The sequence below is a fragment of the Phenylobacterium sp. SCN 70-31 genome, assembly GCF_001724605.1.
Classification (GTDB): domain Bacteria; phylum Pseudomonadota; class Alphaproteobacteria; order Caulobacterales; family Caulobacteraceae; genus Phenylobacterium.
The window spans coordinates 1-18611 of record NZ_MEEX01000027.1 but is presented as its reverse complement, the minus strand read 5'-3'; the positions used below and the strand labels follow the sequence as shown (position 1 = coordinate 18611).

Annotated in this window: 17 protein-coding genes and 1 tRNA gene; 7 read left to right on the top strand and 11 right to left on the bottom strand. The window is 70.4% G+C overall.

The features are described from left to right. Positions 1–7: 7 nt before the first annotated feature. The 4 genes from ABS78_RS17835 to ABS78_RS17820 form a co-directional block, all read right to left on the bottom strand. The gene (locus ABS78_RS17835) at positions 8–1117 is read right to left on the bottom strand and encodes an SMP-30/gluconolactonase/LRE family protein (RefSeq protein WP_293382471.1); all 1110 of its coding nucleotides are present in this window, start codon (positions 1115–1117) and stop codon (positions 8–10) included. Next, complete coding sequence (locus ABS78_RS17830) at positions 1118–1669, bottom strand: DUF1254 domain-containing protein (RefSeq protein ID WP_293382468.1); 552 nt, start codon at positions 1667–1669, stop codon at positions 1118–1120. Next, positions 1660–2247 (bottom strand): DUF1214 domain-containing protein, encoded by a 588-nt coding sequence (locus ABS78_RS17825; protein WP_293382465.1) that lies wholly within the window; start codon positions 2245–2247, stop codon positions 1660–1662. Before ABS78_RS17825 ends, ABS78_RS17830 begins: the two co-directional genes overlap by 10 nt. 73 nt (positions 2248–2320) lie before the next feature. After that, positions 2321–4546: a TonB-dependent receptor gene (locus ABS78_RS17820; protein ID WP_293382462.1), complete on the bottom strand. Its 2226-nt coding sequence runs from the start codon at positions 4544–4546 to the stop codon at positions 2321–2323. A 438-nt stretch (positions 4547–4984) separates the two neighbouring features. Between ABS78_RS17820 and ABS78_RS17815 the strand changes: the two genes are divergently transcribed. Both ABS78_RS17815 and ABS78_RS17810 read left to right on the top strand, forming a co-directional pair. Then, positions 4985–5575: a TetR/AcrR family transcriptional regulator gene (locus ABS78_RS17815; protein ID WP_293382459.1), complete on the top strand. Its 591-nt coding sequence runs from the start codon at positions 4985–4987 to the stop codon at positions 5573–5575. Then, a complete protein-coding gene (locus ABS78_RS17810) occupies positions 5572–6537 on the top strand; it encodes a hypothetical protein (RefSeq protein WP_293382456.1) in 966 nt (321 codons plus the stop codon). The genes ABS78_RS17815 and ABS78_RS17810 overlap by 4 nt, the downstream gene beginning before the upstream one ends. Here the strand turns inward: ABS78_RS17810 and ABS78_RS17805 are convergent, their stop codons facing one another. The 4 genes from ABS78_RS17805 to ABS78_RS17790 all read right to left on the bottom strand — a co-directional run bounded on the left by ABS78_RS17805 (position 6538) and on the right by ABS78_RS17790 (position 11295). Beyond that, positions 6538–8025, bottom strand: a complete 1488-nt coding sequence (locus tag ABS78_RS17805) for a class I SAM-dependent methyltransferase (RefSeq protein WP_293382453.1) — start codon at positions 8023–8025, stop codon at positions 6538–6540. It lies immediately after the preceding gene. 19 nt (positions 8026–8044) lie between these two features. Then, positions 8045–9541: a sulfatase-like hydrolase/transferase gene (locus tag ABS78_RS17800; RefSeq protein ID WP_293382450.1), complete on the bottom strand. Its 1497-nt coding sequence runs from the start codon at positions 9539–9541 to the stop codon at positions 8045–8047. 19 nt (positions 9542–9560) lie between these two features. Further along, positions 9561–10532: a formylglycine-generating enzyme family protein gene (locus tag ABS78_RS17795; protein ID WP_293382447.1), complete on the bottom strand. Its 972-nt coding sequence runs from the start codon at positions 10530–10532 to the stop codon at positions 9561–9563. Between the two features lie 61 nt (positions 10533–10593). Beyond that, positions 10594–11295: a TetR/AcrR family transcriptional regulator gene (locus ABS78_RS17790; RefSeq protein WP_293382445.1), complete on the bottom strand. Its 702-nt coding sequence runs from the start codon at positions 11293–11295 to the stop codon at positions 10594–10596. A gap of 276 nt (positions 11296–11571) precedes the next feature. Between ABS78_RS17790 and ABS78_RS17785 the strand changes: the two genes are divergently transcribed. Continuing rightward, the gene (locus ABS78_RS17785; protein WP_293382442.1) at positions 11572–12360 is read left to right on the top strand and encodes an SDR family NAD(P)-dependent oxidoreductase; all 789 of its coding nucleotides are present in this window, start codon (positions 11572–11574) and stop codon (positions 12358–12360) included. A gap of 24 nt (positions 12361–12384) precedes the next feature. Here the strand turns inward: ABS78_RS17785 and ABS78_RS17780 are convergent, their stop codons facing one another. Next, positions 12385–13131 carry an alpha/beta fold hydrolase gene (locus ABS78_RS17780; protein ID WP_293382439.1) on the bottom strand — a complete coding sequence of 249 codons (747 nt, stop codon included), beginning with the start codon at positions 13129–13131 and terminating at the stop codon, positions 12385–12387. Between the two features lie 130 nt (positions 13132–13261). Here ABS78_RS17780 and ABS78_RS17775 point away from each other — a divergent pair, with 130 nt between their 5' ends. Further along, entirely contained in the window at positions 13262–14716 is a 1455-nt protein-coding gene (locus ABS78_RS17775) for a sulfatase-like hydrolase/transferase (RefSeq protein WP_293382436.1), read from the top strand. Between the two features lie 145 nt (positions 14717–14861). On the opposite strand, the gene ABS78_RS17770 is transcribed toward ABS78_RS17775, so the two are convergent. Together ABS78_RS17770 and ABS78_RS17765 are read right to left on the bottom strand one after the other, a co-directional pair. Then, positions 14862–14937: transfer RNA gene (locus ABS78_RS17770), tRNA-Ala, on the bottom strand. 205 nt (positions 14938–15142) lie between these two features. After that, positions 15143–15607: a TIGR02300 family protein gene (locus ABS78_RS17765; RefSeq protein WP_293382433.1), complete on the bottom strand. Its 465-nt coding sequence runs from the start codon at positions 15605–15607 to the stop codon at positions 15143–15145. 124 nt (positions 15608–15731) lie between these two features. On the opposite strand from ABS78_RS17765, the gene aroA reads away from it, so the two are divergent. The 3 genes from aroA to ABS78_RS17750 form a co-directional block, all read left to right on the top strand. After that, entirely contained in the window at positions 15732–17069 is a 1338-nt protein-coding gene (gene aroA / locus ABS78_RS17760) for a 3-phosphoshikimate 1-carboxyvinyltransferase (RefSeq protein WP_293382430.1), read from the top strand. Positions 17070–17085: 16 nt separating this feature from the next. Then, on the top strand, positions 17086–17742 hold the full coding sequence (cmk, locus tag ABS78_RS17755; RefSeq protein WP_293382427.1) for a (d)CMP kinase: 657 nt from the start codon (positions 17086–17088) through the stop codon (positions 17740–17742). 173 nt (positions 17743–17915) lie between these two features. Then, positions 17916–18611: S1 RNA-binding domain-containing protein (locus ABS78_RS17750; RefSeq protein WP_293382424.1), on the top strand; the 696-nt coding region annotated here is incomplete at its 3' end.

Below are 18611 nucleotides of genomic sequence, written 5' to 3'. Positions count from 1 at the left end.
GCGCCGCTTAGGGCGCCGACAACCGGGTCGGCGGTCCGACGGGCGCCTCCGCCGGCGGCAGGGCGGGCCATGCCGCCAGCGCCAGCTTGCGGCCCCGGTTCGTCCCCAGGACGAGGCCCAGATCGGTCGGAACGACGGTGGTGACGCCCCCGAGTTCCGGATGGGGAACGTCGAACAGGCCCAGCAAGCGCCCGTCGCGCCCGAACACCATGACCGCGCTCGGCCGGAGGCCCTGGGGCTTTGGCCCGGCCAGCCGCTGGAGGCGAAAGCGGATCGCCCGCTGCAGCGGGCGGCCGGCCAGGCGTTCGTCCTCCTCGCCGCGCGGCCCGACCAGCGCCACCCACAGGCGCCCGTGCGAATCCAGCGTCAGGTTGTCGGGGCTGCCGGGCAGGCCGGTGGCGAACACCTCGCTCTGGCCGGCCTGCGGCCCCGCGGTCCAGCGCCGCAGGATCCGCCACCGCGAGGTTTCGGCCACCAGGACGTGGTCGGCGCCGGCCGCGACCCCGTTGGCGAACCCCAATCCTTCCATCACCGCGCCGCCCCGGCCGTCGGGTCCCAGCCGCAGTAGCCGGCCCGTGGGGCGACGTTCGGTGAACTCCTGCGCCACCGCATCCTGTCCCCAGCGGGACGAGGCGTCCGTGAGCCAGATGCCGCCGTCCGGGGTCGTCGCCAATTCGTCCGCAAACCGCAGGTCGCCTTCGGGCCATGCGGCGCGCAGCACGGCCACGGCGCCGTCGGGCGTGATCCGCAACAGGCCCTTGCGCGCATCGGCGACCAGCACGTCGTGGCCCCGGACCGTGATGCCCAGAGGCCGGCCGCCGGTGTTCGCCATGACGCCGGCCACGCCGGACAGGTCGGCCTCGACCACCACGATACGGCCGTCGGCGAGCCCGCAGGCCAGCCGCCCGTCCGCCAGAGCGGCGCAGTCCTCGGGACCGGCGCCGGGCCCGAGATCGAGCGTGCGGACGATCGTGAGACCCGTGCGGCGGCCTTGAAAGGCGGGATCGCTGGGATCGGGAGTCCAGGCGATGGGCCGCACGGGGGTGGTCCAGGACAACGCGATCGCGGCGGTCGCCGTCAGCGCCAGGACGGCGACGGCGGCGGTCCGACGGCGCATCTACCGCACCGGCTCGAGCTGTGACGCCATCACCTGGGCCTGAAGCGCCTGCGCTTCGGCGGGATCGTTGCGGTCGCGCATGACGGCGCGGATGATGAGGAAAGCCCTGCGGCTGGGGCTCACGGCCACGTCGTCGGCCTCCGCCTCGGCGGGACCTGCTTGGCCCCGTTCGCGGATCAGCAGGCGGTAGGGTCCCGGCCCGACCGTCTGGTCGTTGGCCACGAAGAAGGTGTCGGTGTTGTGGGCGAACAGCGAGACCGACCAGTACCGGTCGTCGCCCGGAATCTCGGCCGTGAACAACATCGGCCCGTCCGACAGGTCGATGATCGCCGAGCGGGTCAGAGTGTCGGCGTTGTCGGCCACCACCTTCGCCGTCTTCGCGGTCCGTATGCGGGCTGGCGAGAGGCGGTTGAGCTTCATGCCCGCCTTCTGGAACTGGCTCCACATCCGGTCGGTGGCGTGGCGCGGGATGATCTCCAGCGCACCGAACCAGCCCGCCGTCGCGGCGGCGACGGCGACGCCCGCCAGCATGGCTGCGGTCTTCAGGCGCATGATATTCTCCGCACGCCCGGCAAGGGGGTCTCCTGAGGGGCTGCGGCCACCGAGGGCGCGGGCTGGTAGAGCCGGAACGACAGCAGGAACAGGCCGTCCTGGTCGCCCATCGGCAGCCAGTCGCCCGGCTGGGGATCCGCCGCCACCCTGACGCGCCAGGAGCCGTCGCCGGCGCGCGCCACCGTGGTCCTGGAGTACGAGTAGCGGTCGGTGGGGTTGTCCACCCAGAAGTGGTCCCGATAGAGGTTGATCGACCACCAGCGGGTCGGAGGGTCGCCCCGTCCCGCGATCTCGTAGACGCAGGCGCGGGAGAGCGGTCGGCCGTCGTCGTCGGTCAGGGCCCGGAAGTAGACCACCTCCGACTGGGGAAGCGCCCAGAGACCCGTACGGGACACCAGGGCCCGATGCAGAGGACCGGCGGTGGCGTCGCCTGTGCCCGCGTTGGTCTTCCAGGGGCCGGGGCCGACGCCCGTCCGCATCCAGGCCGCGCCGCTCATGACCCAGGCCGCCGCGGCGCCGGCCGCGAATGCGGCGAGCGTCGTTCCGACGGTCGCGAGCGCCAGGGTTCCGCGCTTCATCCTCGTCCCTTCCTGCGACCCCGAAAGACGCCCGGCCGGCGACGCCGGCCGGGCAGGCGTTCGGGGAGAAGACTCACCAGCGGTACGTGACCGTCGCTTCGACGTAGCGCGGGTCGTTCAGGCGGTACTCTTCCTGCAGGCCGGGGGAGACCTGCGTGCCGCCCTGGTTGGTGAAGTACCTGTGGTTGAACAGGTTCTGGGCCCTGACCGAGAGGGTCCAGTGCTGGGACTCCAGCGCCACCCGCCCGCCGAAGACGGTGTAGTCGTCCAGGATCGTGTTGTTCTCCGCCCCCTGGAAGCCGCCGGACTCGTGGCGCACGGTCAGGGACGCTCTCAGTATCCAGTCCTCGGTGATCGGCTTGGCGTAGAGCGCCGAGCCGGTGACCTGCGCGTTCCGCAGGCGGGCGACCTTGTTGCCCTTCCGCACCGTGGTCAGGAAGGCCGGCGGATCGCGGAACTCGCCCTCCTGGTGGGCGTAGTTCGCGGTGAAGGTGAGCTGACCCAGCTCGGGCGGCAGGGGGGCGCTCACGCTCAGATCCACCTCGGCGCCGAGGGCCCAGGCGTCACCCGCGTTCGCGAGGAACATCGCGCCGTTGAGCGGGTCCATCATCGGCGGGATGCCGTTGTTCAGGTTCGCGAGCAGGTCCTTGTACTCGACCCAGTAAACATTGGCGTTCAGCAGCAGCCGGCGCTCCCACCAGGTGCTCTTCAGCCCGGCCTCGTAGGTGATGGACTTCTCCGGCTCGTAGGTGAACGGCACGTCGATCAGGTTGCAGGACGTGCCCGGAACCTCGTCGGGCATGTTGCAGGGGTTGCCCAGCTCGGAGTTGAAGCCCCCTGCGCGGAAGGCCGTCGCGACCCGCGCGAAGGTCATGAGTTCGGGCGTCCACCGGTACGAGGCGGTCACGCCCCAGGACAGGTTCTCGAAGCTGACACTGGGCCGCGCCTGCGGACTGCCTGGGGGGAAGTCGACATAGCGGGGACCGCCGTCGACACGCACGGCGATGATCTCGCCTTCTTTCTTGTCGTAGCTGTACCGGGCCTCGGCCTGCAGCTTCGCCCGCTCGGTCAGGCTGTATTCCACCGAGCCGAAGACCCCGTAGGATTCGCTGTCCAGCAACGTGTTGAGGTCGCTGTTCGGGTTGATTGTCGTCATCGTCATCGTGTTGACGAGGAGCGCCAGGCCGCGTTCGCGGATGTTGTAGTCGTCCTTCAGGTAGAAGAGATCTGCGCCGACCAGCCAGTTCAGGCGATCGGCCTCGCCCTGCAGCCGGGTCTCGTGAAACGTCGTCTCGGACTTGTCGGTGCGCAGCGCCTGGGCGTTGCCGGTCAGGCCGTCAGGGTCGGTGTACCATGCGCTGTCGCGCCGGCGATGGTTCGTGGTGGAATAGAGGTCCGCCCAGCCCAGGTCGTAGCTGAAGCTGAAGTTGAAATTGGACTGCGCCGTGTTGAGCGAGGTGCGGCCGTTCACGTCGTTGGTGTCGAACGGCCGCGGCGCGCTGCGGTAGAAGCCGACGCCCCCCGAGTCGGTCGCCATGTCGGAATAGTCGGCCACGAACGTCGCGTCGAAGCGGTCGTTCGGGCGCCAGCGCATCGCGAGGCGGCCCGCGCCATACTTCATGAAGTCGAAGCAGCCGCCGGTGTCCAGGCGCTTGTAGATGCATCCGCTCTGCTGCGTGTGGTCGAAGCCCAGGCGCACGGCGAAGGTGTCGGTCACCGCCTTGTTGAAGAGACCGTTGGCCACCAGGGTGTCGTGATCGCCGTAGCCGACGGTCACCTCGGCCGAATCGCTGAAGCCCGGCTTGCGGGTGATGGTGTTGATCGCGCCGCCGACGGCGTTTCGGCCATACAGCGCGCCCTGCGGCCCGCGCAGAGATTCGACGCGTTCGACGTCGAAGAGGTCGAATCTCTGGAAGGCGCGGCCGCCGATGTTGCCCCCGGCGATGTAGGCTCCGTCGCGATAGAGACCGATCGCCGCGTCTGAGTTGGGCAGGCGGGCCTGGCCGGCGCCGCGGATGTTGGGCTCGGCGTTGGCCTTCGACGCGGCCTCGATGAAGGTCACGCCCGGCAGCAACTGCACCAGGTCGCGCGTGTCGCTCACGCCGCCCAGGGCCCTGATGTTCTCGCCGCTCAGTGCGCTGACGACCGCCGGAACGTCCTGGACGTTCTCCTCGCGCTTGCGCGCGGTCACCACCAGCTCCTCGATGGTCTGCGCGGCGGCCGGCGTCACGGGCGCGGCCACCGCCGCGGCCAGCACCATGACGGACGCACGCGCCAGAAATCTATGTCTGGAACCCATGACGCTTCCCCTTGGACTTTTCTCGTTGCAGAAGTGGTAGACTGACCGGCCGGTAGGTTCGGCCTTCGCCAGCCATACCCCAGCTTTGCCTTCGGATAAAGGCCTACCAACCGATCGGTAGGCAAAACCTGTACAGGCGCTTGGAGATGTGCTGCAAGCCGTGCACGCATCGCGGGCGTCGAACCGGGTTTCCCGGCGAACGTGACGCATGCGAAACTATGATGCTAACCGTCGAAAGAACGCCGCGCCGCACTTCGGCGCGGCCACAGGGGGCCACCGTTGCCGAAGACACCCGCCCCGGCCGCACGCCGGACACGACCCGCCGTCAAGACCGCGAAGGAGCCTTCACGCGCGAAGCCGGTTCGAACGGCGTCGACGGCCGATTCCGACTACGAAGTTCTCCGGCCCGACAGGCCGCGGGTGGCCAGCGCCCGTCAGATGGACATCTACCTTCAGGCCGCGCGGCTGTTTGTCGCCAAGGGCTACGACGCCACCTCGATGAGCGACATCGCCCAGGCGGTGAACATCACCAAGGCAGGCCTCTATCACTTCGTGAAGAGCAAGGAGGACCTGCTCTTCATCATCAAGACCTTCGGCATGGACGAGCTGTTCGATGAAGTGGTCCACCCGGCCCGCGAGGAGCCCGACCCCCTGGCGCGGCTGCGGCTGATCATCCGCGCCCACCTCCTCAACATCACGCGGGTGAGCAGCAAGCAGGGCAATCCGGTGACGATCGTCGCCGACGACCCCGCGGGCCTCAGCCCCAAGTTCCAGAAGATCATCGACGCGCGGAAGCGCGAGTACTTCGATCTGGTCCGCGGGGCGCTTCAGGAACTGCGCGAGCGCGGCGACGTGGCCGACGACCTGGACCTCACCATCGCCACCCACAACATCATCGGCATGATCCTGTGGGTGGCCCGCTGGCGTAAGCCGAAGGGACGGCTGTCGGTCGAGGAGATCATCGAGCAGATCACTCGGATGGCCCTGGGCGGCGTCCTGGTCCGCGGGGAAAGTGGGGGGCGGCCATGATGCGCCGGCTCGCCGCTGCCGCCGCCTGTTCGATCTGGCTCGCGTGGGCCGGAGCGGCGACGGCGGCCTGTGCGCCGCCCGACATCGCCTATGTCCAGGAGACGGTCGCGGGGCGCCCGACGCTGCTGCGCCTGCCGCCCTCGCCGCGGGCGGTGGTGTATCTGTTCCACGGCACGGGCGGCTCGGAGGCCTTCGCCCGGAGGCCCGAGACGCGCTGTGCGCTGGGCCCCCTGCTGGAGCGGGGCTACGCGGTCGTCGCCACCCGCTCGGAGTCGCGCGATCCCGCGCGATGGAATCTCGAGGCCGTCGGCGCCGGGACGAACGCTGATGTCGATCACATGCTGGCCCTGCACAAGGCGCTCGTCGATCGCGGCGCCCTCGGCGCGACGACGCCCGTCTATGCGATGGGCATGTCCAATGGCGGGGGCTTCGCCACGGTCTTCGCGACATCGGCCCGGCGCGTCGGTCTGCCGGTGGCGGGCGTCGCCAACTACATGGGCCCCGTGCCGGCGCTCGCCGTGGCCTACGCCGGGGCGGACTTCCCCCCGATCTTCGCGGTCACCGCCGAGGCCGATGGCCTTGTCGATGCGACGCGCGTCGGCGCCGCCATACGGCGCGTGGACGAGGTGGGAACGCGGACCGAGGCGCACCTGGCCAGGCCGCGGGCGCTGACCGTGGACGACCTGACGGGACTGGACGGCCGAGACGCGGAAGCCGCGGGCCGGACGCTGGACGCCCTGCGCGCCGCCGGGCTGATCGATGCGGCGGGCCGGCGGGCGGCCCTGCCCGCGCGACCGGTTCTGGGGCGGACCGAGATGGCGGACCTGGGTCGGATGCTGCCGGCCGGGGCGAGCGGCCGCGAGATCCTGAACGCCATGCTCATCGCATTTGCAGGACACCAGATGCGTTCGGACTACGCCGACGCCCAGGCCCGTTTCTTCGAGGCCGTCCGGCCGCGCTGATCAGGCCACGATCCCCAGCCGCGCGAGGGTGGGGATCATCTGGGCGCCCAGGGCCTCGCCCCGCCGGGCGGCGGCGTCCGCCAGCGCCTGCGGGCCGTCGATCGTCCGCCCGTCCATCTTCGCCGTCTGGCCGGCCGCCGCCAGCCGCTTCCAGGCCGCCGCGAAGTCGCCGCCGACCAGATGGAGAAGCGCCAGGCGGTCCTGCGGCGGGAGCAGGAGCTGGGTGCCCGCCACAGGGGAGGCGAAGGGCGTCGGGCCGCTCGACTCGATCCGGTCCTGCAGGACGAGTTCGTTGAGGCGCGACACGAGGCGCGGCCGGCCGGCCGGCGCAGCGGCGGCGTAGGGACGGCGCAGGAGGTTTACGAGCTTCAGGGCCGCGAGCCGCTGGACCGCCCGGGCGTCCTCGGGTGTCGCGGCGAGGTCGGCGAGAGGCGCGGCGCGGCCGTCGACGCGGGCCAGGATGGCCGAGAACGCCGGCGCCGAGAGGTCCAGGCCGGTCCGCGCCGAGAGCGTCCTGCGCTCCTCGTCCAGGGGACCGCGGGTCAGCCGGTCCACCCAGAGGGCCGGTGCGCCACTGGCGACCGGCGCGTCGCCACGCATGAGGACGTCCATCCGGCTGTGGGTGTTGCGCACGGCGTCCATCAGCATCTCGCGCGCGGTGCGGGAGACGCCTTCCAAATCGGCGCGCAGGGCGTCGGGAGCCGTCAGCGCCAGGTCGTTGAGCTCGAGCTGGGCGTTGGCCACGAACGCCAGGCCGCTGGCGCGCGCCTCGTCCTCGGCGTCGCGGGCGGAGAGGCTCACAGACTGGGCGTTCAGCACTTCATGCGCCATCCCGCGCGGATCGTGTCCGTCGAGCTGGCCGAACCAGGCGTCGGCCTGCGGATTGATGCGGAAGAAGCGGGCCCCTGCGGCGCGCAGCCGGCCGACGACCCCGCAGGCATGGCGGAAGCGTTCGACGCTGTCGCCGGGCGCCTCGCGCGCGACCTCGCGGATCAGCGAATAGAGCGCGTCCACCTGGGCGTTTCCAGGCAGGGCCGCATAGTGGAGGAACACCGCGCCGTCGGGCGCCAGCCGTTCGCCGAGGAAGTCCAGGCAGGCGCGCCGCAGCCCGGACGGAAGCCAGGAATACACGCCGCTGAGGCCGGCGAACGACAGCGTCGGCGTCTTCAGCTTGGGCAGATCCGCGAAACTGGCCTCGTGGACCACCACGTTCGACAGTCCGGCCGCCTTGGCGAGCGCGCGGGCCTGGGCCACGTGCGCGGGGTTGAGGTCGACGCCGTGGAATTCCGAGTCGGGATAGCAGTCGGCGAGGACGCAGAGGGTCAGGCCGGCGCCGCAGCCCAGGTCGGCGTAGGCGAAGGGACGATCCAGCGCCGGCCCGCCGCGACCTGCTCCCCAGGCCGCCTGCGCCAGGTGGATCGGAGCCTGGAAGGCCCCGAACGCGGACGGATAGGCGACGTCGGTCGTGTAGCTCGACTGCTGATCCATCCGCCTCCGCCCTCGCCCGTCAGATCGGGACCGTGAACGGCGTGCCGCAGACGTTGTAGGTCGTATGCGGCCGCGACGGCCACCTGGGGTCCTGAAGGTCCTTCGACCATTTGTCGAGCGCGGCCTCCAGTTCCCGCACCTTTTCGGGATGCCGGTCCGCGAGGTTGGTGGTCTCGTTCAGGTCGTCCTTCAGGTTGAAGAGCAGGGTGTACTTGCCGTTCAGGTCCTTCCACAGCTTCCAGTCGCCCTGGCGGATCGAGACCAGCGGGCTGCGGCGCCACATCAGCGTGTCGTGCGGGAGGCCCGCCTTGGCGCCGCTCAGGTAGGGGAGGAGGTCCACGCCGTCGTAGACGCGGTCGGTCGCGAGCTTGCCGCCCGCCGCCGCCAGGACGGTGGGGAAGATGTCGAGGGTCGAGACCGGCTGGCGATAGATCGTCCCGGCCTTCAGCTTCGCCGGCCAGCGCACGAGGTAGGGCACCCGCACGCCGCCTTCATAGTGAGTCAGCTTGCCGCCGCGCAGGGGCTCGCAGGCGCACATGCCGTCGTAATAGGCGGCGCAACCGTTGTCGGACAGGAAGTAGACGATCGTGTTGTCGGCCTCGCCCGAGCGGTCGACGGCGTCCAGTACCTGGCCCACCGCGTCGTCCAGCGCCGAAACCATGGCCGCATAGATGCGGTGGTGCTCCGTCTTTATGTGCGGGAAGCGGTCGTAGTACTTGCGGGTCACCGTCATAGGATCGTGCGGCGCCGTGAAGGCGAGATAGAGGAAGTAGGGGTTGGCGGCCGGCGCATGGCGCGTGACGAACTCCGAGCCGCGGCGACCGAGGTACTCGGTCAGGTACTCCTGATAGTTGTCGACGAGCTTGCGGTCCGGTCCTTCGTAGATCTCGGTGAACCGGTTCCGGCGACCTGAAGGCCCGTCGTTGCCCTCGCGCCCAGGCCGCACCCAGTGCACGACGTCCTCCCGCGTGGTGTCGATGTAGCTGGTGGCGCCGCTCAGCAGGCCCACGAACTCGTCGTAGCCACGGTTGGTCGGATAGAAGGGGTCGCGGGAGCCCAGGTGCCACTTGCCCACCAGGCCGGTGGCGTAGCCCTGGCCCTTCAGCGCCTGACCCAGGGTGATCTCGTTCACGTCTATGCCCAGCGATTCCTCGTGGTCGCGGCGGGCGGGGCCGTTGTTGAATTCGAAGCCGAAGCGCTGCTGGTAGCGGCCGGTCTGGGTTCCGGCGCGCGACGGCGAACAGACGGGCGCGCTGGCGTAGCCGTCCGTGAAGCGCACGCCCTCCATCCCGATCCGGTCGATGTTTGGGGTCGGGATGCGCTTGATGCCATAGGCGCCGATATCGGCGTAACCCAGGTCGTCGGCCATGATGATGATCACGTTCGGCGCTCGCGCGGGCGCGCGTGCGACCGTCTCCGCGCCGGCGGCGGGCGCGCCGGGACCGCTCATGCAGCTGGTGAGGCCCAGGGTCGCGCTGCAGGCGAGGGCGAGGGCGAGGCGAAGAGGATGCTTCATGGCGTTGGGATCCTGGGGCTCAGGCCTGCGGGAGGGGGCGGATGCGGCCAATCAGGGGCGATGCGCGGCCGGTATCGGCGGCGCATCGGAAGCCGACGTGCATGAGCGCCGTCTCCGGGGTGGAATGGTTGCGGGCCGTGGCCCGGAAGCCTTCGCAGAACGAGGGATCGCACAGGAAGGAGCCGCCGCGTTGCACGCGTTCCGCGCCGACGCCCGGGCGGAACGGCGCGTCGAGCGTCGCATAGGGTCGCCGCCATGACGCGGTCCATTCCCAGACGTTGCCGGCCATGTCGGTGAGGCCTGCTGGCGTCTCGCCGAAGGCGCCCACGGGCGAGGTGGTCCGGAACCCGTCCTCGCCCCGGTCCTCGATCGGGAAGAAGCCCTGCCATGTGTTGGCGAGGTACCGGCCGTCGAGCGCCAGGGGATCGCCCGCCCGGAAGACGTGGCCGTCCGGTGTCTGGCCCAGCCGGGCGGCGCGCTCCCATTCGAACTCGGTGGGCAGCCGCGCGCCATAGGCCCGGCAGAACGCGTCGGCGTCGGCCCAGGACACCTGGGTGACGGGATGGTCCGCCGGCGCGGCCGGTCGGTCCGCCCCCTGAGGATGACGCCAGTCGGCTCCCGGTACGGAGGCCCAGGCGCCGGCCGTGCGGTCCAGTACGCCGCCCTCGCCGAGCTTCTCGGCCTCGGTGACGTGGCCGGTTTCGCGGACGAACACCGCGAACTGGCCCACCGTGACCGGCGTGCGGTCGAGCAGGAACGGCTGGAAGCGGCGGGTGAGGGCCGGGCGTTCGTCGGGCGGCCCGGCGTCGTCTCCGACGGTCACCGCCCCGCCGGGGATCGTGACCATCACCGCGTCGCGGGGCGTCAGGGGTTCGGCCCGCGACGCGCGGGCGTCGGAGGGCGTGGCCGAAAGCGCCGTCCAGGCGCCCCCTGCGAGGGCCGCGACCAGCGCGGCGACGCCGACGGAGGCTCCAACGGGACCGATACGCATAGGTCGACCTCCCTGGGTCCCGCCTCGGGCTGTGCCGCACGATCGCAGGAATGGAGACCACTTACCGATCGGTCGGCAGGTTCGCAAGCGTTGATGTGTCGGGCGGGCGGCGCGCCAGGACGCCGCGCGAAACGAAGGCCAGGATTTGCTCGGCGACATCGTCGCGGGAAGCGCGGCCTTCCGGACGGCGCCACCGCGCCGTCCAGAGGATCACGCCGATCAGGTTGTGCGCGCAGACGGTGATGTCGAGCGCGCCGTCGATGTCGCCGCGGGCCTGAAGTGCGCCCAGCGTGTCGCGCACGAGGTCGAAATATTCGCGCTTGCGGCGATCGATCTGGCGCTTGCGTTCCCCGCCGAGGCCGGAAACATCGTCCGCGATGATGGTGAGGGGATTACCGGACCGTCCCCGCACGCGGCCGATGTTCATCACATGGTTTCGGACGATGAGGCTCAGGCGCTCGGCCGGATCCGCGACGGCGCGGGCCGGCTCCACCACGTCGTCGAAGAGCTGGTCCATGCCGTGGGTCACGATCGTCATGAGCAGGTCCTCCTTGCTCTTCACGAAGTGATAGAGGCCGGCCTTGGTGATGTTCACCGCCTGGGCGATGTCGCTCATCGAGGTGGCGTCGTAGCCCTTCTCCACGAACAGCCGCGCGGCTTCGGCGTAGATCTGCCGCAGGCGTTCGCTGACCGGATGGGTCCGCGCGGGCGGCAGAGGATCGATGACCAGATCGCCGGGCTTGGGCCTGCGGGGCGTCGTCAAGGCCGGGGCCCTGGATGTGGGTGACTGTCCCGGACCGGCCGAAATGACGGGACGGGGCGGGCAGGCAAAGCGGGGCGGGAAGATAGGGCGGGGCGGGAAACCGGCGCCGGCGACTTCACCATCTCCACCTCCGTTGTGCGCCTCGGCCGGGAATCGCTCCGGACGTCTTCGCCGACCCTATCGCGCACAGACTAACCGGTCGGTCGGTTTCTGCAATCCCGTAGACTTACCGGACGGACGGGCGGTACTTGGGGACGTGGAACAAGGGAGGATGTGATGGTGTCTTCGGGCGGCAGGGTGCTGGTGACCGGCGGAGGTTCAGGGATCGGCGCGGCGGTGGCGCGGCGGTTCGGCGCGGACGGCGCGCAGGTGACGGTCTGCGACCTCGATACGCGCGGCGCCGAGGGCGTGGCGGCCGCGATCGTGAACGGAGGTGGGCGGGCCGAGGCCGTCATGCTGGACGTCACCGACGCCGAGGCGCTCGAGGCGCTGGCCGACCGGCTGCTGAGCGAGGGCGGCCTTGACCACGTGATCTGCTGCGCGGGGATCGCCAGCCGCCACACCATCCCGCAGATGAGCGCCGACCAGTGGCGGCGCGTGGTCGACGTGAACCTGACCGGCGTCTTCCTGACGCTCAAGGCCGGTGCGCGGGTGATGCGCGGCGAGGGCTCGATCACCGCCATCTCGTCCGTCGCCGCCGAACATGTGGCCTATATGAGCGGCGCGCACTACGCGGCCACCAAGGCGGCGCTAACGGGCCTCGTCCGCCATGCCGCCTTCGAACTGGGCCGGCGGGGCGTTCGGGTGAACGCCGTGGCGCCCGGCCCCATGCGCAACCGCATGGGCGGCGGTGACATCCCGGCCGAGCGTCAGGCCGCCAGCGCGCGGAACCTGCCGCTGCAACGCGTCGTGGAGCCGGAGGACGTCGCCAATGTGTGCGCCTTCCTGGCCAGCCCGGCCGCGCGCGCGGTCAGCGGAGTCTACCTGCCCGTCGATGGCGGTTTCCTCACCTCGCGTGGCGCGCCCTACCGGGAGTACTTCCAACTGCACGAGGAGGCGTTCTGAACCCTATTCCGGCGGAACGCGGCGTCAGGCCGGCAGGCCTTCCAGGAAGGCGCGCGCGCAGGCCGCCACATGGTCGGGCCGGTCCAGGATCGAGCCGTGCCCGGCCATCGGCATCACCTCCAGGCGGGCTCCGGGGATCTCCGTCGCCAGCCGGCGCGACCCCGGCAGGTTGGGGTCCTGCTCGCCGCACGCCACCAGCGTGGGGGCCGAGATCCGCTCAAGTCCCGGCATCCACGCCGGCTGCCCTGCGAGCGCGCGGCCGTTGACCTTCTCGCCCCCGGGGTCGCGGCGGCGGAACCAGGCCCGCTCGACCGCCGGCTCCGCCAGCCCGGCCGCCGCGCGCAGGGCCTTCGCCGCCTCGCGGCCCGCCGTGCGCTCGGCGAGCGGAGCCGGGGGCCCGCCGGTGGCGTCGAACAGGATCAGGGCCGCGACGCGGTCGGGCGCGTCCAGGGCGATCCGCAACGCGACCCGCGCGCCGAAGGCCATGCCGGCGACCGCGGCCGACGCCGCGCCTGCCGCGTCCATCACCGCCAGCGCATCGTCGCGCATCGTCTCGAAGGTGTGGGTGGCGGGGGCGCCGGCGTCCGAGTCGCCTTCGCCGCGCCGGTCGTGCAGCAGCACGCGCCAGTCGGGCGACAGGGCTTCGACCAGCGGCGTCCAGACCGACATCGCGGCGGTCGCCATGGTGCAGAGCAGAAGGGGCGGCGCGCCCGGCGGGCCGTGCGCCTCCCAGCTGATCTTCGCGCCGTCGGGCCTCGTCAGATAGGGCATGCCGTCTCCTTCCTCTCCACGCTGCGTCCCGCGCCGGCTTCATGCCCGTCAGGCGTCACCGGATTGACCGCGTCAAATCTCTTACCTACCGTTCGGTCAGTCAAAGACATGATCCCGATGGGAGGAAATATTGCTCCGGAGAACCCTTGTCGCCGCCGGCATCGTCTGCGCCGGCCTGTTCGCCACGGGGGCGCAGGCCCGTGACGCCGCAAAGCCCGCTCGCCCGAACGTGATCGTCATCCTGGCGGACGACCTGGGGTACGCCGACGTTTCGACCTATCACAAGGGGCGGATTCCCACGCCCAACATAGACCGGCTGGGCCGCGACGGCGTGGTCTTCACCGAAGGCTATGTGTCGACGCCGATCTGTTCGCCCTCCCGGGCCGCGCTGATGACCGGACGCCACCAGCAGCGGTACGGCTTCGAGTACAACAACGGACCGGCCCGCCGCGACGCCGACCAGCATCTCGGCCTGGACACGCGGGAGGTGACCCTCGGACAGGTGATGAAGGCCGGCGGCTATCGGACCGCCGCCATCGGCAAGTGGCACCTGGGCTGGAACGACGAGCACTACCCCACCAACCGGGGCTTCGAGACCTGGTGGGGATTCCTCACCGGGCAGACCAACTTCATCGATCCCCGCGCGCCCACCGTCGTGAACGGCGCGCCCATCAGCCGGACGCGCGGCGAAGGCACGATCGCCCAGCCTTACGACATCGTCGATCCGTTGAACGCCGTGGTGAAGGGCGCTGACCGCACGGTCGTCCCGCACGGCGAGTGGTATCTCACCGAAGAACTGACCCGTCAGGCGATCGCGTTCATAGATGCGGCCGACGACCGCCCGTTCTTCCTCTACCTCGCGCACCACGCGCCGCATACGCCGTTCCAGACGACCCTGAAGTACTACGACCGCTTCCCCCATATCGAAGACAAGGCCCAGCGCGTGTACGCCGGCATGGTCAGCGCCCTGGACGACAGTGTCGGCGAGGTGCTGGATCATCTCGACAGGCGCGGGCTCGGTCGCAACACCATCGTGGTGTTCCTCAGCGACAACGGTTGTGCGGCGTACCTGCCGGGCCTCTGCAGCCCCGAGCCGCTCACGGGGGGCAAGCTCACGCACTACGAGGGCGGCATCCGCGTGCCCTTCGTCATGCGCTGGCCCGCCGCCCTGGAGGCGGGTCGGACGCATCGCGCCCCGGTGTCGAGCATGGATGTCTTCCCGACCGTGGTGAAGGCGGCTGGCCTGGAGCTGCCGAAGGATCGGGTCTACGACGGCCGCGACCTGCTGGCCCAGGTGAAGGCCGGCGGCGATGCGGCGCGCCAGTTCGTCTGGCGCTCCACGCCGCTGCGCACGGTCCGCGAGGGCGACTGGAAGTATCATCGCGACTTCGACGGCGCGGAGCACCTGTACAATCTGCGTGAGGATCCCAAGGAGGCCACCAACCTCGCCGCCCGGGAGCCCGAACGGCTGGCCAGGCTCAAGGCGCAGTACGACCGCTGGGAGGCGGACAAGGTCCCGCCAGCGTGGGAAGGTCGCTATACCGAGTTCGATTTCGGTGGCCGCCACTTCAAGTTCAGGCCCTGAAACCAGGCCCCGGAACCAGGCTGTGAGAGGGAGGGCGCGGCCGGGAGCCGCCCCTCCTGCTGACGCTGCTCGGCGCGTGTCCCGCCCGAACGAGACTCTGGCCCGAAAATGATGAAGCCTCCCAGGGGTCTCCTGGGAGGCTTCATGGTGGAGCTAAGCGGAGTCGAACCGCTGACCTCTTGAATGCCATTCAAGCGCTCTACCAACTGAGCTATAGCCCCGAGGTCCGGGTCTTCCCGAGAGCCGGGGCCCCAGGAAGGCGCGGAACCTATTCAAACCGGTTCCTGCGATCAAGCCCACTTCGCAGGCTTTTTTCGTCTTTTCTTCCTCCCTCGGAGGAAGGTCGCCACGGGCCGCTGGCCGGTGACGAAAAAGGCAGGTTCCGCGCCGGTCTGGTGGCCGGCGCGGCCGGGTTCCGACCGCCTCCTAGCGGTCGTCGTCCCCTTCGTCCGGAAGCCCTTCGATCTCGGATTCGTCGAAGTCGTCGTCGTCCTCGTCCTCCAGGAACGGCACGTCGTCGTCCTCGTCGCTTTCCTCGTCGTCGCCGAATTCGCCGAGGTCTTCCGAGACCTGGGCCGGCTCGGAGTCGCTGTCGTCGTCGTCCGAGCTCAGCGGCGGCTCGTCCGAGACGTCGTCCAGCTCGGGCGTCGCCGCCTCTTCTTCTTCATCCTCGTCGCGCTCGGTGTCGTCGGCGACCTGATCCTCGCGTTCGTCGTCCGCCTCGGCTTCGGGCGTGACGGCGCGCGCGCGGACGCGGCGGCTGCGGACGGCCTCGTCGGGATCGAACTCGGTATGGCACTTGGGACAGTGCGCAGGCCGCTTGTTCAGATCATAGAACTTGGCGGAGCAGTTGGGGCAGATTTGCTTCGTGCCCAGCTCGGGATTGGCCAAAGACGGCGACCCTCTAGATATGGCGGTTTCGCGAAAAGCGGCGTCCCTTGCCACGCGCGAAGGCGGCTGTCAAAGCAATCCCCCTTTCGATCTGACCCCGTTTTCGGAGGCGTGTTTTTCACTCATGACGGCGGCGACCCTGACCGCCCGGCGCTCTGGCCCCCTGAGGGGCAGGGTGCGGGCTCCCGGCGACAAGTCCATCAGCCACCGCGCCCTCATCCTGGGCGCCCTCGCCGAGGGCGTGACCGAGATCGAGGGGCTGCTGGAAGGCGACGACGTGAAGCGCACGGCCGCCGCCATGGCCGCCTTCGGCGCCGACGTGACCTGTCTGGGCGAAGGGGCGTGGCGCGTCGAAGGGCGCGGCGGGTTCGCCGAGCCGGCCGATGTGATCGACTGCGGCAACGCCGGCACCGGCGTGCGTCTCATCATGGGCGCGGCGGCGGGCTTCGATCTGTCGGTCACCTTCACGGGGGACGCCTCGTTGCGCAGCCGGCCCATGAACCGGGTTCTGAAACCCCTGGGCGAGATGGGGGCGAGCTGGATCTGCCGCGCCGGCGGCCGCCTGCCGCTGACGTTGCGGGGCGGGAATCTGCGCCGGATCGCCTACCGCCTGCCCGAGCCTTCGGCCCAGGTGAAGTCGGCGGTCCTGCTGGCGGGCCTGCGCGCCGACGGCGGCGCCGAAATGATCGAGCCCGAGGCTACCCGCGACCATACCGAACGGATGCTCCGCGGCTTCGGCGCGCAGGTTGACGTCTCGGAGGACGGGGCGGCCCGCCGCATCGTCGTGCCCGGCGGCCAGAAGCTGCGCGGAACCCGTATCCACGTGCCGGGCGATCCGTCGTCGGCCGCCTTCCCGCTGGTGGCGGCCCTGGTGACGCCGGGATCCGAGGTGACGGTCCAGGGCATGCTGCTCAACGCCACCCGCATCGGTCTGCTCGAGACCCTGGGCGACATGGGGGCCGACCTGTCGGTGACCAACATCCGCGACGAGGGCGGCGAGAGCGTGGGCGACGTCACGGCGCGTTACTCCGAACTCTCGGGCGTGGACGTGCCGCCCGAGCGCGCGCCGTCGATGATCGACGAATATCCGATCCTGGCGGTGGCGGCGGCCTTTGCGCAAGGCAAGACGGTGATGCGGGGCATCGGCGAAATGCGCGTGAAGGAAAGCGACCGGATCGCCCTTATGGCCGCGGGGCTCGCCGCCTGCGGCGTCGGCATCGAGGAGGAAGCCGAGGCCCTGACGGTGGTCGGCGCCAAGGGCGGCAATCACCGGGTGGAGGGCGGCGCGCGCGTGGTCACGCACGGCGACCACCGCATCGCCATGAGCCATCTCGTGCTGGGCCTCTCGGCCGAAACGCCGGTGACCGTCGATGAGCCGGGCATGATCGCCACCAGCTTCCCCGGCTTCGTCGACATGATGCGCGGTCTGGGAGCCGGGATCGGCGAGGCGGTCGAGGCGTGAGGCGGGAACGCGAAGGATGACGGCGCCCTCCTTCGTCGTCGCCGTGGATGGCCCTGCCGCCTCGGGAAAGGGGACGATCGCCGTGCGGCTGGGCCGGATGTTCGGCCTGCCGGTGCTGGACACCGGACTGCTCTACCGTGCGGTAGGCGTGCTCACCGACCGTGCGGGCGGGAACCCGGACGACGAGGCCGCCGCCTCGGACGGCGCGCGCGGGCTGACGGCCGCAGTCCTGGACGACCCCGCCCTGCGCACCCGCGGCGCGGGCGAGCTGGCCAGCCGCGTGGCGGTCCATCCCGGCGTCCGGGCCGCTCTGCTGGACTTCCAGCGGGCCTTCGCGGCGCAGCCGGGCGGCGCCGTTCTGGACGGTCGGGACATCGGCACCGTCATCTGCCCCGACGCGCCGGCCAAGCTCTACGTCACCGCCACGCCCGAAGTCCGCGCCGAGCGGCGCTGGAAACAGCTTGCGGGCCAGGGCGAGACGGTGGAGTACGCCGACGTGCTGGCCGACATCCGCCGGCGCGACGCCCGCGACGGCGCCCGGGAGGCCGCCCCCATGGTCGCTGCGCGCGACGCGGAGTTGCTCGACACCACCGAAATGACTATAGACCTCGCCGCCGATGCGGCCCGCCGCATCGTCGAGGCGGCGCGCGCCCGCTGGGAAGCTTCCCGATAGGAGGCTTGGCCGGCAGGGCGAATCCAACCGCGCCTTTCCCTCGGTCGCCGCGGGCAGACTTTTGATTACACCCGCGCGGGGTGGTTTTCCCGCGTCTTCGGTTCAACCCCTAACCTGATCGGACCGCGGGCCGCCGGCTGCGCGGACGTCGATCATTCCGAACGAAAGATCTCATGGCGAACGATATCAGCCTCAATCCCTCGCGCGACGACTTCGCCGCGCTGCTCGACGAGTCCCTCGGCGGGCGTGACTTCATGGAAGGCCAGGTGGTCCACGGCAAGGTGGTGGCCATCGAGAAGGACTTCGCGATCGTCGACGTCGGCCTGAAGACCGAAGGCCGCGTCCCGCTGAAGGAATTCACCGCGCCTGGCGAAGAGCGTCCGCCGCTGAAGGCCGGCGACACCGTCGAGGTGTTCCTGGAGCGCGTCGAGAACGCGATGGGCGAAGCGGTCATCAGCCGCGAGAAGGCCCGCCGCGAGGAAGCCTGGACGCGGCTTGAGGAAGTCTACGCCAAGAACGAGCCGGTGATGGGTGTCATCGTCGGCCGCGTGAAGGGCGGCTTCACCGTCGATCTGGGCGGCGCCTCGGCGTTCCTGCCCGGCTCGCAGGTGGACATCCGTCCGGTTCGCGACGTCGGCCCGCTGATGGGCAAGGAACAACCCTTCGCCATCCTCAAGATGGACCGTCCCCGCGGCAACATCGTGGTTTCGCGCCGGGCGATCCTGGAAGAAGCCCGCGCCGAGCAGCGCACCGAGCTGGTGTCGCAGCTGCAAGAGGGCGAAGTCCGCGAAGGCGTGGTCAAGAACATCACCGACTACGGCGCGTTCGTGGACCTGGGCGGCATCGACGGCCTGCTGCACGTCACCGAC